The organism is Streptomyces sp. NBC_00322 (genome assembly GCF_036147535.1).
Taxonomy (GTDB): Bacteria; Actinomycetota; Actinomycetes; order Streptomycetales; family Streptomycetaceae; genus Streptomyces.
The window spans coordinates 6,780,796-6,795,543 of record NZ_CP108019.1 but is presented as its reverse complement, the minus strand read 5'-3'; the positions used below and the strand labels follow the sequence as shown (position 1 = coordinate 6,795,543).

At 70.5% G+C, this 14,748-nt stretch carries 13 protein-coding genes; 4 read left to right on the top strand and 9 right to left on the bottom strand.

What is annotated here, in order from left to right:
- Positions 1-131: 131 nt before the first annotated feature.
- The 6 genes from whiA to OG905_RS30950 all read right to left on the bottom strand — a co-directional run bounded on the left by whiA (position 132) and on the right by OG905_RS30950 (position 6,564).
- Entirely contained in the window at positions 132-1,121 is a 990-nt protein-coding gene (gene whiA / locus OG905_RS30975; protein WP_215093490.1) for a DNA-binding protein WhiA, read from the bottom strand.
- Positions 1,112-2,146, bottom strand: a complete 1,035-nt coding sequence (locus OG905_RS30970) for a gluconeogenesis factor YvcK family protein (RefSeq protein ID WP_324986811.1) — start codon at positions 2,144-2,146, stop codon at positions 1,112-1,114. The genes whiA and OG905_RS30970 overlap by 10 nt, the downstream gene beginning before the upstream one ends.
- A complete protein-coding gene (rapZ, locus tag OG905_RS30965; protein WP_324986807.1) occupies positions 2,143-3,081 on the bottom strand; it encodes an RNase adapter RapZ in 939 nt (312 codons plus the stop codon). Before rapZ ends, OG905_RS30970 begins: the two co-directional genes overlap by 4 nt.
- Positions 3,078-5,060: an excinuclease ABC subunit UvrC gene (gene uvrC / locus OG905_RS30960; protein ID WP_328679136.1), complete on the bottom strand. Its 1,983-nt coding sequence runs from the start codon at positions 5,058-5,060 to the stop codon at positions 3,078-3,080. The genes rapZ and uvrC overlap by 4 nt, the downstream gene beginning before the upstream one ends.
- 104 nt (positions 5,061-5,164) lie before the next feature.
- On the bottom strand, positions 5,165-5,956 hold the full coding sequence (locus tag OG905_RS30955) for a hypothetical protein (RefSeq protein ID WP_328679135.1): 792 nt from the start codon (positions 5,954-5,956) through the stop codon (positions 5,165-5,167).
- Positions 5,957-5,961: 5 nt separating this feature from the next.
- The gene (locus OG905_RS30950) at positions 5,962-6,564 is read right to left on the bottom strand and encodes a papain-like cysteine protease family protein (protein ID WP_328679134.1); all 603 of its coding nucleotides are present in this window, start codon (positions 6,562-6,564) and stop codon (positions 5,962-5,964) included.
- A 242-nt stretch (positions 6,565-6,806) separates the two neighbouring features.
- On the opposite strand from OG905_RS30950, the gene OG905_RS30945 reads away from it, so the two are divergent.
- A complete protein-coding gene (locus OG905_RS30945) occupies positions 6,807-7,739 on the top strand; it encodes a hypothetical protein (protein ID WP_328679133.1) in 933 nt (310 codons plus the stop codon).
- A gap of 6 nt (positions 7,740-7,745) precedes the next feature.
- On the opposite strand, the gene OG905_RS30940 is transcribed toward OG905_RS30945, so the two are convergent.
- Positions 7,746-8,174: a Rieske (2Fe-2S) protein gene (locus tag OG905_RS30940; protein ID WP_328679132.1), complete on the bottom strand. Its 429-nt coding sequence runs from the start codon at positions 8,172-8,174 to the stop codon at positions 7,746-7,748.
- Positions 8,175-8,295: 121 nt separating this feature from the next.
- Here OG905_RS30940 and OG905_RS30935 point away from each other — a divergent pair, with 121 nt between their 5' ends.
- On the top strand, positions 8,296-9,189 hold the full coding sequence (locus OG905_RS30935; RefSeq protein WP_328679131.1) for a carbohydrate kinase family protein: 894 nt from the start codon (positions 8,296-8,298) through the stop codon (positions 9,187-9,189).
- Positions 9,190-9,411: 222 nt separating this feature from the next.
- Here OG905_RS30935 and uvrA read toward each other — a convergent pair whose 3' ends face one another.
- Entirely contained in the window at positions 9,412-12,426 is a 3,015-nt protein-coding gene (gene uvrA, locus OG905_RS30930; protein ID WP_328679130.1) for an excinuclease ABC subunit UvrA, read from the bottom strand.
- 202 nt (positions 12,427-12,628) lie between these two features.
- Between uvrA and OG905_RS30925 the strand changes: the two genes are divergently transcribed.
- On the top strand, positions 12,629-13,336 hold the full coding sequence (locus OG905_RS30925; RefSeq protein WP_328679129.1) for a maleylpyruvate isomerase family mycothiol-dependent enzyme: 708 nt from the start codon (positions 12,629-12,631) through the stop codon (positions 13,334-13,336).
- A 9-nt stretch (positions 13,337-13,345) separates the two neighbouring features.
- Positions 13,346-14,002, top strand: coding sequence for an MBL fold metallo-hydrolase (locus tag OG905_RS30920; RefSeq protein WP_328679128.1), 657 nt, complete (start codon positions 13,346-13,348; stop codon positions 14,000-14,002).
- 35 nt (positions 14,003-14,037) lie between these two features.
- Here the strand turns inward: OG905_RS30920 and OG905_RS30915 are convergent, their stop codons facing one another.
- Positions 14,038-14,730 (bottom strand): alpha/beta hydrolase, encoded by a 693-nt coding sequence (locus tag OG905_RS30915; protein WP_443044013.1) that lies wholly within the window; start codon positions 14,728-14,730, stop codon positions 14,038-14,040.
- Positions 14,731-14,748: the final 18 nt, after the last annotated feature.

Sequence of the window (14,748 nt, the reverse complement as noted above, 5' to 3'; positions counted from 1 at the left end):
CAGACGCCAGACTCATCACACCCCATGGCCATGTCAAGACAGCCACGCCGTCCGAAGGGGTGCACAAAAAACCGCTGTCGGCGTTCGGGTGAACGCCGACAGCGGTCGGTGGAGCGAGTGGTGACGGTGGATCAGCCCACGAGGCCGTCCGCCATCTCCTCGGTGAGGTTGGACTCCGTGCCCGGAATTCCGAGATCCTGGGCCCGCTTGTCGGCCATCGCGAGCAGTCGGCGGATACGGCCCGCGACGGCGTCCTTCGTCAGCGGCGGGTCGGCGAGCGCGCCCAACTCCTCCAGGGATGCCTGCTTGTGCTCCATGCGCAGCCGTCCGGCCGCCGCGAGGTGCTCGGGCACCTCCTCGCCGAGGATCTCCAGCGCGCGCTGGACGCGGGCGCCCGCGGCGACCGCGGCGCGCGCCGAGCGGCGCAGATTGGCGTCGTCGAAGTTGGCGAGGCGGTTGGCGGTGGCGCGCACCTCGCGCCGCATCCGCCGTTCCTCCCAGGCGAGCACGGACTCGTGGGCGCCGAGGCGGGTCAGCAGCGCGCCGATCGCGTCCCCGTCGCGCACGACGACGCGGTCGACACCGCGCACCTCGCGCGCCTTGGCGGCGATGGAGAGCCGGCGGGCAGCGCCGACCAGCGCGAGAGCGGCCTCCGGGCCCGGGCAGGTGACCTCCAGCGAGGAGGAGCGGCCCGGTTCGGTGAGCGAACCGTGTGCCAGGAACGCGCCGCGCCAGGCGGCCTCCGCGTCACACGTGGCGCCCGAGACGACCTGCGGCGGCAGTCCCCGGATCGGGCGGCCCCTGCCGTCGACCAGACCGGTCTGGCGGGCCAGCTGGTCGCCGCCCGCCACCACCCGTACGACATAGCGCGAGCCGCGGCGCAGTCCCCCCGGCGCCATCACCATGAGCTCGGAGCTGTGGCCGAAGATCTCCAGGATGTCCCGCTTCAGCCGGCGTGCCGCGATGCCGGTGTCCAGCTCCGCCTCGATCACAATGCGGCCGCTGACCAGATGCAGCCCGCCCGCGAACCGAAGGATCGCCGAGACCTCCGCCTTTCTGCAGCAGGTCCGGGTGACGGGAAGCCGGGAGATTTCGTCCTTCACCGCTGCCGTCATCGCCATGGGCCGATCCTTCCATGCATCCGAAAAATACGGTCGTACGCGGCGGCCAACAGCTCCGGATCATGCTTCGGAACTCCATTGGGCGAGGCCACGGGCGCCAGCTCGACCGCGGCACCGAACCGCTTGGCGGCATCGGCGAGGGACTCGCGGTCGGGCACAGCGGCCTCGTCGGCCAGCACCACGTCCAGGGCGAGTTTAGGCGCGTGTCGTCCCAAAACCTCCAAATGACGCTGCGGTGAGAAGCCATCTGTTTCACCGGGCTGAGGCGCGAGGTTGAGCGAGAGGACCCGGCGGGCCCTGGTCTCGATCAGCGCGTCCAGCAGTTCGGGCACCAGCAGATGCGGGATTACCGAGGAGAACCAGGAACCGGGGCCGAGGACCACCCAGTCGGCGTCCAGGACCGCTTCGACGGCCTCCGGGACGGCGGGCGGGTCGTGCGGGACCAGGTGCACGGACTGCACCTCGCCCGGGGTGAGCGCGACGGTGGCCTGGCCACGGACCGTGTCCACCTCGTCCGGGCGGGCCGGGTCGTGGCCCCGTACCAGCGCCTGGAGCTCCAGCGGCACGGCGGACATCGGCAGCACCCGGCCGTGCGCGCCCAGCAGCTTGCCGACCAGGTCCAGCGCCAGGACATGGTCGCCCAGCTGCTCCCACAAGGCGACGATCAGCAGATTGCCGACCGCGTGTTCGTGCAGGTCGCCCTGGGACTGGAAGCGGTGCTGGATGACGCGGGCCCAGGTCTGGCCCCAGTCGTCGTCGCCGCACAGTGCCGCCAGGGCCTTGCGCAGATCGCCGGGGGGCAGCACGCCCAGCTCGTCGCGGAGCCGGCCGCTGGAGCCGCCGTCGTCGGCGACGGTGACGACCGCGGTGAGGTCGCCGGTGATACGGCGCAGAGCCGTGAGCGACGCGGACAGGCCCATGCCGCCGCCGAGCGCGACGACCTTGGGCTGCGCGCCGCGTTTCCGTCCCGTCGGCGCGTGCGTGGCCCTGCGCAGCCGCCTCAGACGAAGGTTGCGTCCGGTCACTCGCGCCCCATGTCCCGGTGGACGACGACGGTCTCGATCCCGGCCGAGGAGAGCCGGGCGGCCAGCTTCTCGGACGTGGCGACGGAGCGGTGCTTGCCACCGGTGCAGCCGACGGCGATGGTGACGTACCGCTTGCCCTCGCGGCGGTAGCCGGCGGCGATCAGCTGGAGCAGCTCGGTGTAGCGGTCGAGGAACTCCTTGGCGCCGGGCTGGTTGAAGACGTAGTTCGACACCTCCTCGTTCAGGCCGGTGAAGGGGCGCAGCTCGGGGACCCAGTGCGGGTTCGGCAGGAAGCGCATGTCGACGACGAGATCCGCGTCGACGGGCAGTCCGTACTTGAACCCGAACGACATCACCGTGGCGCGCAGCTCCGGCTTCTCGTCGCCCGCGAACTGGGCGTCCATCTTGGCGCGCAGCTCGTGCACGTTGAGGCTGGAAGTGTCGATCACCAGGTCGGCGTCGCCGCGCAGCTCGCGCAGCAGATCACGCTCGGCGGCGATGCCGTCGACGATCCGGCCGTCGCCCTGCAGCGGGTGCGGACGGCGGACCGACTCGAAACGGCGGACCAGGGCCTCGTCGGAGGACTCGAGGAAGACGATCCGCCGCGTGACCTGCTTGGAGTCCAGGTCGGCGAGGGATTCACGAAGGTTGTCGAAGAACCGCCTGCCGCGTACGTCGACGACGACGGCGATCCGGGCGACATTGCCCTGCGAGCGGGCGCCGAGCTCCACCATCGTGGGGATCAGCGCGGGCGGCAGGTTGTCGACGACGAACCAGCCGAGGTCTTCCAGACACTTCGCGGCCGTGCTGCGCCCGGCACCCGACATACCGGAGATGATGACCAGCTCGGGGATGGCCGCCTCCGCGGCTCCGCCGGGCTCGATCGTGGTGCCCGTACTCACGTCTGCTGCTCCGTCTCCGTCGTGCTCAGTCATGTCGTGCTTCCCCCGTCGTTCTCTTCAATGATCTCTCCTGTTGCCGTATTCACGGCAGGGGCGGCCACAGCCGCCTGGGCAAGGGCCACGACCACGGACTCCGCGGTCTTGCGGCCCATGCCGGGAACCTCGCAGATCTGCTCGATTGTCGCCTGCTTCAGCCGCTTCACCGAGCCGAAATGCTTGATCAGCGCCTGCTTACGGGTCTCGCCGAGACCTGGCACGGAGTCGAGCGGGCTGGTCCTGATGCGCTTGGTCCGCTTGGAGCGCTGATAGCGGATGGCGAAGTCGTGAGCTGTGTCACGGACCCGCTGCAGGAGATACAGCCCCTCGCTGGAGCGCGGCAGGACCACCGGGTCGTCGTCGTGCGGCAGCCAGACCTCCTCCAGGCGCTTGGCCAGTCCGCAGACGGCGACATCGTCGATGCCGAGTTCGTCGAGTGCGCGCTGGGCGGCGGCCACCTGGGGCCGGCCGCCGTCGACCACGACGAGCTGCGGCGGATAGGCGAAACGCTTGCGCCTGCCGTCGTCCTCCGGGGCGTCTTCGGGGGCGTCCTCGCCGATCCACTCCCCCGTCCTGTCCTTCTCGGCCAGATAGCGCTTGAAGCGGCGGCTGATGACCTCGTGCATGGACCGGACGTCGTCCTGTCCCTCGAAGCCCTTGATCTGGAAGCGGCGGTACTCGCTCTTGCGGGCCAGGCCGTCCTCGAAGACCACCATGGACGCCACGACGTCCTCGCCCTGGAGATGGGAGATGTCGAAGCACTCGATCCGCAGCGGCGCCGAGTCGAGGCCGAGGGCCTCCGCGATCTCCTCCAGGGCGCGCGAGCGGGTCGTCAGGTCGCTGGCGCGCTTGGTCTTGTGCAGTGCGAGGGCCTGCTGGGCATTGCGCTGGACCGTCTCCATCAGGTCTTTCTTGTCGCCGCGCTGGGGGATGCGCAGTGAGACGTTCGAGCCGCGGCGGTCGCTCAGCCACTGGCTGACCGCGCCGGTGTCCTCGGGCAGCGCCGGGACGAGGACTTCCTTGGGGACCGCGTCGCCCTTCTCCTCGCCGTACAGCTGCTGCAGCGCGTGCTCGACTAGGCCCGCGGTGTCGACGGCCTCGACCTTGTCGGTGACCCAGCCGCGCTGGCCGCGGACGCGTCCGCCGCGGACATGAAAGATCTGCACGGCGGCTTCCAGCTCGTCCTCGGCGACGGCGATCAGGTCGGCGTCGGTGGCGTCCGCGAGCACGACCGCGTTCTTCTCCAGGGCCCGCTTGAGCGCACCTATGTCGTCGCGCAGCCTGGCCGCCTTCTCGTACTCCATCTCCTCGGCGGCCGCCGTCATCTGCTTCTCGAGGCGGCGGATGTAGGTGCCGGTGCGGCCGGCCATGAAGTCGCAGAACTCCTCGGCCAGTTCGCGGTGCTCCTCGGGGGTGACCCGGCCGACACAAGGTGCGGAACACTTGCCGATGTAGCCGAGCAGACAGGGGCGTCCCTTCTGCTGGTGGTTCCTCAGGACGCCCGCGGAGCACGTACGGACGGGAAAGACGCGCAGCATCAGGTCGACGGTCTCGCGGATCGCCCAGGCATGGCCGTACGGACCGAAGTAGCGCACGCCCTTCTTCTTGGCACCGCGCATCACCTGGACCCGCGGAAACTCCTCATTGAGGGTGACCGCGAGGTACGGATAGCTCTTGTCGTCCCGGTACTTGACGTTGAACCTGGGGTCGAACTCCTTGATCCAGGAGTACTCCAGCTGGAGCGCCTCGACCTCGGTGGAGACGACGGTCCACTCGACGGAGGCGGCCGTGGTGACCATGGTGCGGGTGCGCGGGTGCAGACTCGCCAGGTCCTGGAAGTAGTTGGCGAGGCGCTGGCGCAGGCTTTTCGCCTTGCCGACGTAGATCACCCGGCGGTGCTCGTCGCGGAACTTGTAGACCCCCGGCGAGTCGGGGATCTGTCCCGGCTTGGGGCGGTAGCTGGAGGGGTCTGCCATGCGCTCCACCCTACTGGCGGGCGGTGACAGTGCGGGCCCGTGGTGTATGCCGGGACCCCGCCCCGGAACCCCATGCGCGGGGTCCGGGGCGGAGCCCAGGGACGTCAGGCGCGGCGGCGGTGCCAGGCCGCCGTGACGATCAGCGCCAGCGTCGCGAGGGCGCCCGCGCCGGCGGCCGTCGAGCCGACGGAGGCCGCGTCGGCGGAGGGCGCATCGGCGGAGGGCACGGACGACCGGCCATAACCGCCCGCGCCGCCCTTCCTCGCGTACGCCGAGCCTGGCAGCTTGTCCCCGTACGCCGACCCGACCCGGTGCTGGTAGGCCGCGAGCGTCGTGCCACGGCTGCCCACCGCCCGTATCGCGTCCTCGTCCAGCGGGAGCACCGTGCTGCCCCTGCTGACGTACCAGGCGTCGATCTGCGGTTCCCGGAAGACCGTGCCGCCGGGAAGCCTGCGAGCGCCCAGCCCCGCGTAGCGGAACTCGTCGTCGCCGGTGGCGATGTTGACCACCTGCCACCGGCCGCCCTGGCGGGCCGTCCACAGCGAGGCCTCCCGGCCGTCCGATGAGACGGCCCTGGCGGCGAGGAACTCGAGACGGGCGACGGGCGCACCCGCCTTTCCGGCCACGAACTCGGGCGTGAGCGTGTAGACGGGGACGGTGGCACCGTCGACGACGCGGGGAGCGGCCGCCGCCCTGGTGACGGCCCCGTCGCGGGCGAAGAAGCGGGACAGGGTCTCCAGCGTGGCGGGCGCCGTGGCGGCGCGCCCCGCCTCGGCCCGGTCCGCCCGGGAGGGGCCGTCGGCCGCGGTGGCCGTGCCGATGGCACCGAGACAGAAGCAGGCCACCACGGCGGCGGTGACCGAGGCCCGGGTGGTCGCTCGTGCGGTTGTCCTCATCGCGCTCACGCCCCGATCCGGTAGAGCGAGTGGGTCCAGGAGAAGGAGCTGTTGTCGACGTACCAGGCGTGGGAGGCCCAGTTGTAGCGGTCGCTGGAGGGCCAGGGATCGCCCCAGTAGACCCAGTCGTCGGCGGTGTCGTAGCCGTAGATCACATGCATGTGCCCGCCGCCGCTCGACCACTGGATACGGGTCTCGACGGGGCGGTTCGCGTCGATCTCGGTCTGGACGGTGGAGTAGCGCAGCCAGCCGGTGACGTACGAACCGGCGTTGATGCCCGCCCAGCGCAGGCCGTTTTGGACATTGCCTAGCGTGGCCTGCGAGTTGGGGCACTCGCTGCCCTGCTGGCGGTTGAAGGCGGCGTTGCAGAACTGGTTCTGGGAGTAGTTCCTGCCGAAGTACGCGGCGATGGTGTTGCCACCGGCAGCCCAGCACCAGTTGGTCTGCTGCTGCGCCTGCATGGTGATGTCCAGGCGCTTCCAGGCGAGGGCGGCAGGGGGTGTGGGGGTGTCGGCGTGCGGCGCGGCGGTCGCCGTCGGCGCGGGCCAGATGAACAGTGCGGCAAGGACGGCCGCTGCGGCAGGCAGCCGTCTCTTGGTGTTGCGCATCGCGATCCTCCCGATGGGGGGTGGGGATGGAGGAGCGCGTCCGGACGCTGCGGTTGAGCATCAGTCCTTGTCGAGGGCAGGTCAACACGCTTCAATGCGGGGTGACACGGCGCTGTGAATGCCACGGCCGGGATGTGAACACCTCCGTCCCGTTCCACCTGGACGCCCGTCGCCGCCCACCCTCAGCGGCTCACCCCCCACCGTGAACGTTCACTCGCTTCCCAAAAGCCGCTGGAGGCACCATGGGGCACACCGAGGCCGATCTGGCACAGGTGCTGCACACCGGCCCCTTCCATCTGGCGCTGCGCGCCGCGCTCGCGGTGCGCGGACTGCCGCTCCAGCGCGTCCAGCACCATCTCGCGCACCGCGGCATCAAGGTCGGTGTGACCAGTCTGAGTTACTGGCAGCAGGGCGCGCGCCGTCCGCAGCGGCCCGAGTCACTGCGCGCCGTACGCGCCCTGGAGGACGTACTCGAACTGCCCGGCAACTCGCTGATCCGGCTGCTCGATGTCGGCGAGGGCGGCGCGCGCACGGACGTCGAGCGCCCCGCCGCGCGCTCATACCGCTCGCTGGTGGAGGCTTCCGGCGCCGTCGAGCAGCTGCTCGCCGATCTGGAGTCACCCGCCGACGGCGGGCTGCACACGGTGGGCCACCACGAGCGGGTGCGGATCGGGCCGGGGCGCGAGCTGCTGGGACGCGACTCGGCGCATGTCGTACGCGCCCACCGGGACGGGATCGACCGCTATCTGGCCATCCACTACGGCGACCCGGGCTGTGATCCGGCGCGGGTGGAGGTCAGCGCACTGGAGAACTGCCGCACGGGGCGAGTGCGCTGGCACCGCGAGACCGGGGTGCTCATCGCGGAGCTGCTCTTCGACGCCCGGCTGCGCGCGGGTGAGACGTACCTCTTCGGCTACGGCTTCGAGGACGGGACCGGCGGGCCGAGCGGCGAGTATGTGCGCGGCTTCAGCTTCGCGGGCGGGCAGTACGTGCTGCAGGTGCATTTCGACGAGGGCGCGCTGCCGGTGCGGTGCCGGAGATTCGCGCAGGCCACGACGGGTGCGCCGCGCGGGGCCCGGACGGATCTCACACTGAGCGGGCGCCATCGCACGGTGCATCTGGTGGAGCAGGGCGTACGGCCCGGAATCCTGGGGATCGACTGGGACTGGGAGTGAGTCCGGTCATGCGCTCGGACCGGCGACGAGCTTGCCGCCCTCGGCCCTGATCGGGACCTCGGGAAGCGGCACGGTCGCCGGGCCCTGGACCGCCTTGCCGGTCGTCACATCGAAACGGCTGCCGTGGCAGGGACAGTTGCCCTCGGTGCCCTCCACCTTCTCCAGGACGCAGCCGGCGTGCGTGCACTGCGCGCTGAAGGCCTTGTACTGGCCCTTGGCCGGGCAGCTGACGACGAGCCGCTGCTCGCGGTAGAGCTTGGCACCGCCGACCGGGACGGCATCGGCCGCACCGAGCTCGACGGGCGCCGTCGGCGTGGGGTTCTCGGCGTGCCCGAGCTTCGACTCGGTGGAGCAGGCCGCGACCCCCAGCCCGGCTGCGCCGGCGAGGGCGGCGCCTTTCAGCACGGTACGGCGGGCGGCGGACTGGCCGGACATGAAAACTCCACAGGCATCGGTCGATCGGGGTCGGTGACAGACCCGAAGATACCGGCGGAGATCGGCGGCCCCGTGGGCGGGCCCCTGCTCGTCCCCGCAGGTGATGGGTTACGTTCGGGCCGTGATCGTCGTCGCCGGAGAGTCCTTGATCGATCTGGTCCCGCAGGGGGACGGCGCACCCCTGCCCGCGCTGCTGCCGCGGCTCGGGGGCGGACCGTACAACACGGCTGTCGCGCTCGGGCGGCTCGGCGCATCGGTCGGCTTCTGCTCGCGGGTCTCGACGGACGGCTTCGGCGATGCGCTGCTGGACGGACTGCATGCGGCGGGGGTCAGGACGTCCCTCGTACAGCGTGGCCCCGAGCCCACGACGCTGGCCGTCGCGACGATAGGCGCGGACGGCTCCGCCCACTACGGCTTCTATGCGCAGGGCAGCGCCGACCGGCTCTTCGAGCTGCCGCCGCAGCTGCCCGATTCGGTACGGGCCCTGGCGTTCGGGGCCTGCTCGCTGGTGCTTGAGCCGGGCGCGAGTGCGTACGAGGCGCTGCTGCGGCGGGAGGCGGGGCGCGGGGTCTTCACCCTGCTCGACCCGAACATCAGGGCCGGTCTGATCCCGGATGCGGATGCGTACCGGGCGCGGTTCGCCGGATGGCTGCCGTCCGTGTCGCTGCTGAAGCTGTCGGAGGACGACGCCGAGTGGCTCGGCGGTGTGCCGCAGGGGCCAGGGGCAGTGGTGCTGACGGCGGGCTCGGAGGGTCTGACGGTACGGACGAGGTCCGGCCTGGAGGTCTCGGTCCCGGCCGTGCCGGTGACCGTCGCGGACACCATCGGCGCGGGCGACACGGTGAGCGCCGCGCTGCTGCACGGCCTGGCGACCCGGGACGCCCTCACCGCGGACGCGATGGCGGCGCTGGACGCGGACGGCTGGCGCGAGGTCCTGCACTTCGCGGCCCGGGCGTCAGCGGTGACCTGCTCCCGCACGGGCGCGGAGCCGCCGTACGCGTCGGAGCTGACCTAGCCCCCACCCCGCCCTCCCCCAGACTTCGTCCGGGGGACCCCCAACCTCCTCGCGCTTCAAACGCCGGGGGCTGAAATGTGCGGCAGGGCCGCACATCCAGCCCGTCCGGCGTTTGAGGACATGCGGCCGAAGGTCGCATACGGGGTCTGGGGGCTTGCCCCCAGTTCGGGAAGGGGCGGGTAGGGGAACAGGCCCGCCGCAGGCGCCCGCCCGCCCCCGCGGTCAGGCCTTGCGCGCCCTCGCCGTCCGCGCCGTCGCCGTCTTCTTCACCGGAGCCGACTTCGCCGCCACCGCGTTCTTCTTCACAGCGACCGCGTTCTTCGCTGCGGCGGCCTTCTTCGCCGCCGTCTTCGGTGCCCTGCGCGCCGCGGGCACTACCGCGTCGCTGATCCGCTCCACATCCAGGATGTCCCGCAGGAACTTGCCGGTGTGGCTGGTCGGCACTCCCGCGACCTGCTCCGGGCTGCCCTCGGCGATGACCAGGCCACCGCCGCTGCCGCCCTCGGGGCCCATGTCGACAACCCAGTCCGCGGTCTTGATGACGTCCAGGTTGTGCTCGATGACGATGACCGTGTTGCCCTTGTCGACCAGGTTGGACAGCACCTTGATCAGCTTGCTGATGTCCTCGAAGTGCAGACCGGTCGTCGGCTCGTCCAGGACGTAGACCGTGCGCCCGGTGGAGCGCTTCTGGAGCTCGCTCGCCAGTTTGACGCGCTGTGCCTCGCCGCCGGACAGCGTCGGCGCCGACTGGCCGAGGCGGACATAGCCGAGGCCCACCTCGTTGAGCGTCCTCAGATGACGCGAGATCGTAGGAACGGCCTCGAAGAAGTCCAGCGCCTCCTCGATCGGCATGTCCAGCACCTCGGCGATGGACTTGCCCTTGTAGTGGACCTCCAGGGTCTCCCGGTTGTAGCGCGCTCCGTGGCAGACCTCGCACGGGACGTACACATCGGGAAGGAAGTTCATCTCGATCTTGATGGTGCCGTCGCCCGAGCAGTTCTCACAGCGGCCGCCCTTGACGTTGAAGGAGAAGCGGCCGGGAAGGTAGCCCCGGACCTTGGCCTCCATCGTCTCCGCGAAGAGCTTGCGGACATGATCGAAGACACCGGTGTACGTCGCCGGGTTGGAGCGCGGCGTACGGCCGATGGGCGACTGGTCGACATGCACCACCTTGTCGACGAGGTCGTCGCCGTCGACCCGGGTGTGGCGGCCCGGCACCGACTTCGCGCCGTTCAGCTCGCGGGCGAGGTGGGTGTAGAGGATGTCGTTGACCAGCGTCGACTTGCCGGAGCCGGAGACTCCGGTGACCGCCGTGAACACGCCGAGCGGAAAGGAGACGTCGATGTCGCGCAGGTTGTTCTCCCGGGCGCCGTGGACGGTGAGCAGCCGTCCCGGATCCATGGGCCTGCGGATGTCGGGCGTCGGGATGGACCGCTTCTTGGCGAGGTACTGACCGGTGATCGAGGCCTTGTTGGCCAGCAGGTCCTTCAGCGAGCCGGAGTGCACGACCTTGCCGCCGTGCTCACCGGCGCCGGGGCCGATGTCGACGACCCAGTCGGCCACCTTGATGGTGTCCTCGTCGTGCTCGACGACGATGAGGGTGTTACCCATGTCGCGGAGCCGTACGAGGGTCTCGATGAGCCGGTGGTTGTCGCGCTGGTGGAGTCCGATCGACGGCTCGTCCAGGACGTACAGCACGCCGACCAGGCCGGAGCCGATCTGGGTGGCGAGCCGGATGCGCTGGGCCTCGCCGCCGGAGAGCGTGCCGGCCGCACGGTTCAGCGAGAGGTAGTCGAGGCCGACGTCGACGAGGAATCTCAGCCGTTCGTTGACCTCCTTGAGGACCCGTTCGGCGATCTTCTTGTCCCGGGCGTTCAGCGTCAGCCGGCCGAGGAAGTCGGCGCATTCGCTGATGGACATGGCGGAGACCTCGGCGATGGACTTCTCCATCACCGTGACGGCGAGGACGATCGGCTTGAGCCGGGTGCCCTCACAGGTCGGGCAGGGCACTTCGCGCATATAGCCCTCGAAGCGCTCCCTGCTGGCGTCGCTCTCGGCCTCGGTGTGCCGCCGCTTGACAAACTGCACGGCACCCTCGAATGCGGGCGTGGTGTACGCCCGCTCCCGGCCGTAGCGGTTGCGGTAGCGGACCTCGACCTGGGTCTTGTGGCCGAACAGCAGGGCCTTCTTGGCGCGCTGCGGAAGCCCGGCCCAGGGCATGTCCGTGGAGAAGCCGAGGGCCTGGGCGAGCCCGCCGATCAGCCGCCCGAAGTACTCCTTGGTGTGGCCGTGGGACCAGGGGTGGATCGCGCCCTCGTCGAGGGACTTCTCCTCGTCCGGGACGATCAGCTCGGGGTCCACCTCCATGCGCGTGCCGATGCCGGTGCAGTCGGGGCAGGCGCCGAAGGGCGAGTTGAAGGAGAAGGAGCGGGGCTCCAGCTCCTCGAAGGACAGGTCGTCGTACGGGCAGTACAGATGCTCGGAGTACATCCGCTCGCGCTCGGGATCGTCCTCCGGAAGGTCGACGAAGTCGAGCACGATCATGCCGCCGGAGAGCCCGAGCGCGGTCTCGACCGAGTCGGTCAGCCGGCGCTTGGCGCTTTCCTTGACGGTGAGGCGGTCGACGACCACCTCGATGGTGTGCTTCTCCTGCTTCTTCAGGGTCGGAGGCTCGGCGAGCTGGATCGTCTGTCCGTCGACCCGCGCCCGGCTGTACCCCTTGGTCTGGAGGTCGGCGAACAGGTCGACGAACTCTCCCTTGCGCTCGCGCACGAGGGGCGAGAGGACCTGGAAGCGGCTGCCCTCGGGCAGCTCCAGCACCCTGTCGACGATGGCCTGCGGCGACTGGCGCGAGATGGGACGGCCGCACTCGGGGCAGTGGGGCTTGCCGATACGGGCGAAGAGGAGGCGGAGGTAGTCGTAGACCTCGGTGATGGTGCCGACCGTCGAGCGCGGGTTGCGCGAGGTCGATTTCTGGTCGATCGAGACGGCCGGGGAGAGGCCCTCGATGAAGTCGACGTCCGGCTTGTCCATCTGACCGAGGAACTGCCGGGCGTACGAGGAGAGCGATTCGACGTACCGGCGCTGCCCCTCGGCGAAGATCGTGTCGAACGCGAGAGACGACTTGCCCGACCCCGAGAGCCCGGTGAAGACGATGAGTGAGTCACGCGGGAGGTCGAGCGAGACGTTCTTGAGATTGTGCTCGCGAGCGCCACGGACGATGAGACGGTCGGCCACGCCGGTCCGCACCTTTCTTGAGAGAAGCGGGGGCACAGCCCCCGTCGCCAGACTATGGGGGCCGCCGGAACGTTTGGATTCCAAGCTGTGAAATGACTGCACCAACCAGGATGCCTCCACCGAGCCTATAGCACGCGCATTCGATTTACGGCCACGCTCCGACACCTTCACCCGATCGAGTGGCCGGGCTATCGTCGGCCCCATGATCGATCCCTTGCGCGACCTGGCCTCTGTACGCGAAGCCACCGATCGGCTCCTCACCGCAGCCGCCGGGCTCGACGACGCAGCGGTAGCCGGACCGTCCCGGCTCCCGGGCTGGAGCCGCGGCCATGTACTGGCCCACCTGTCCCGTAACGCCGAAGCGCTCGTAAATGTTCTCGAAGCCCGCCCGATGTATGTCAGCGGCGAGGCGCGCGAGGCGGACATCGAGCGCGACGCGCCCCGCCCGCCCGCCGTTCAGCTCGCGGACGTTCGCGACACCGCCGCCGCCTTCCAGGCCGCCGGCGAGGTCCCCGCCGACTGGAGCCGAACCGTCGAGCTGCGCAACGGCGTCACCGACGCCGCGGCCCGCGTCCCCTTCCGCCGTCTCGTCGAGGTCGAGCTGCACCATGTCGATCTGGGCATCGGCTACGAGCTGGAGGATCTGCCCGAGAACTTCACCGACCGGGAGATCTCCTTCCTCAGCGAGCGCTTCTCCGGCCGCCCGGACGTCCCGCCGACCCGGATCGTCGCGAGCGACAGGAAACCGGGCGCGAAGGACGCGGGCGAGTGGCACACGGGCGGAACGGAAGGGGCTCCCGTCACGGTCACCGGCCCCGCCGCCGCCCTGCTCGGCTGGCTCGCGGGACGGCGCGACGGGACGGGCCTGGACACAGCTGGAGCCCTGCTGCCGAAGCTGCCCCCGCTATAGGCTGATTCCATGACGTACAGCGGAGTGGTGAAGGTCGGCGGCCGGGCTGATGTGCACGAGTTGACGGACCTGATGATCTCCAAGGTCGCGGTCGGCCCGATGGACAACAACAGCTATCTGTTGCGCTGCCGGACCACCGGTGAGCAGCTGCTGATCGACGCGGCCAACGAGCCCGAGACCCTGCTCCATCTGATCGGCGACGACTCCATCGCGTCCGTCGTCACCACCCACCGCCACGCCGACCACTGGCAGGCACTGGCCCAGGTCGTCGAGGCGACCGGCGCCCGCACCTATGCCGGACGGTACGACGCGGAGGGCATCCCCGTCCCGACCGATGTACCGGTCGAGGACGGGGACACGATCAAGGTCGGCCGCGTCGAACTGACGGCCCGCCGACTCGTCGGCCACACCCCGGGCTCCATCGCCCTGATCTACGACGACCCGCACGGCCCCCCGCACCTGTTCACTGGCGACTGTCTCTTCCCTGGTGGCGTCGGCAACACCCACCAGGACCCCGAGGCCTTCGCCAGTCTGATCAACGACGTCCAGACCAAGCTCTTCGACCGGCTGCCGGACGAGACCTGGGTCTACCCGGGCCACGGCAAGGACACGACACTGGGCGACGAGCGGCCGCAGCTGCCTCAGTGGCGCGAGCGCGGCTGGTAGCTGGACACCCCCCTACGGGGTGCCGAAGCTGTCCGCTACGGGGTGCCGAAGCTGTCCGCCACCGTCGGCGGCAGTGGGCCGAGGCGCAGCAGCCCGGTGACCAGACGCGCGGCGAGCGTGTGCCAAGTGCGGGCTCCGCGGAGCATGGCGTGGTCGCCGCCGGGCATCCGCAGTGCGCAGGACTCGGCTCCGGCGGCGCGCGCCCTGTCCGCGAGTTGCCAGGAGTCACGCGGGTCCGTCACACGATCGCGGTCACCGTGCACCAGGACGACGCGCTTCCCGGCCAGGTGCTCCACCGGTTCTCCCTCCGGGCACCACGGAGCGAGCCCGATCACGGCCTCCACCAGGGGATGGCCCGCGGCATGCAGGGCTGCCCGCCCGCCCATCGAGTGGCCGACGAGGACGACGGGCACGGGACCGGTCAGGAAAGCCAGTTCGTCCAGAGCGCGCAGTGCGTCATGCCCGGCGTCGGCGCGCGTTCCGTTCCAGCCGCGGTGGCGGTAGCGGACCTGTCCGAGCACGACGTCGTGGCCGTCAGTGGCACGCGCGATCGCCCGGGCGAAGGGGCGCATCCGGGCCCCGGGCGGATTCCATGCCGGGGGCGGCTCCAGGCCGTCGGCACGGCCGCCGTGCAGCAGCAGTACGGCGGCCCGCGGCGGCTCCGCGGCCCGGTCGAGCCGCAGCGCGGGTGCGGACGACCACTCGGTCCGTGTGCCTCTGGGTCTCACATGATCCTCGTCGGTCGC

Bases quoted from the DNA above. Each gene is read 5' to 3' on its own strand.
- OG905_RS30920 (WP_328679128.1), top strand. From the start codon at position 13,346: ATGACGTACAGCGGAGTGGTGAAGGTCGGCGGCCGGGCTGATGTGCAC.
- OG905_RS30955 (WP_328679135.1), bottom strand. From the start codon at position 5,956: ATGAGGACAACCGCACGAGCGACCACCCGGGCCTCGGTCACCGCCGCC.
- OG905_RS30945 (WP_328679133.1), top strand. From the start codon at position 6,807: ATGGGGCACACCGAGGCCGATCTGGCACAGGTGCTGCACACCGGCCCC.
- uvrC (WP_328679136.1), bottom strand. From the start codon at position 5,060: ATGGCAGACCCCTCCAGCTACCGCCCCAAGCCGGGACAGATCCCCGAC.
- OG905_RS30940 (WP_328679132.1), bottom strand. From the start codon at position 8,174: ATGTCCGGCCAGTCCGCCGCCCGCCGTACCGTGCTGAAAGGCGCCGCC.
- OG905_RS30950 (WP_328679134.1), bottom strand. From the start codon at position 6,564: ATGCGCAACACCAAGAGACGGCTGCCTGCCGCAGCGGCCGTCCTTGCC.
- rapZ (WP_324986807.1), bottom strand. From the start codon at position 3,081: ATGACTGAGCACGACGGAGACGGAGCAGCAGACGTGAGTACGGGCACC.
- OG905_RS30925 (WP_328679129.1), top strand. From the start codon at position 12,629: ATGATCGATCCCTTGCGCGACCTGGCCTCTGTACGCGAAGCCACCGAT.
- whiA (WP_215093490.1), bottom strand. From the start codon at position 1,121: ATGGCGATGACGGCAGCGGTGAAGGACGAAATCTCCCGGCTTCCCGTC.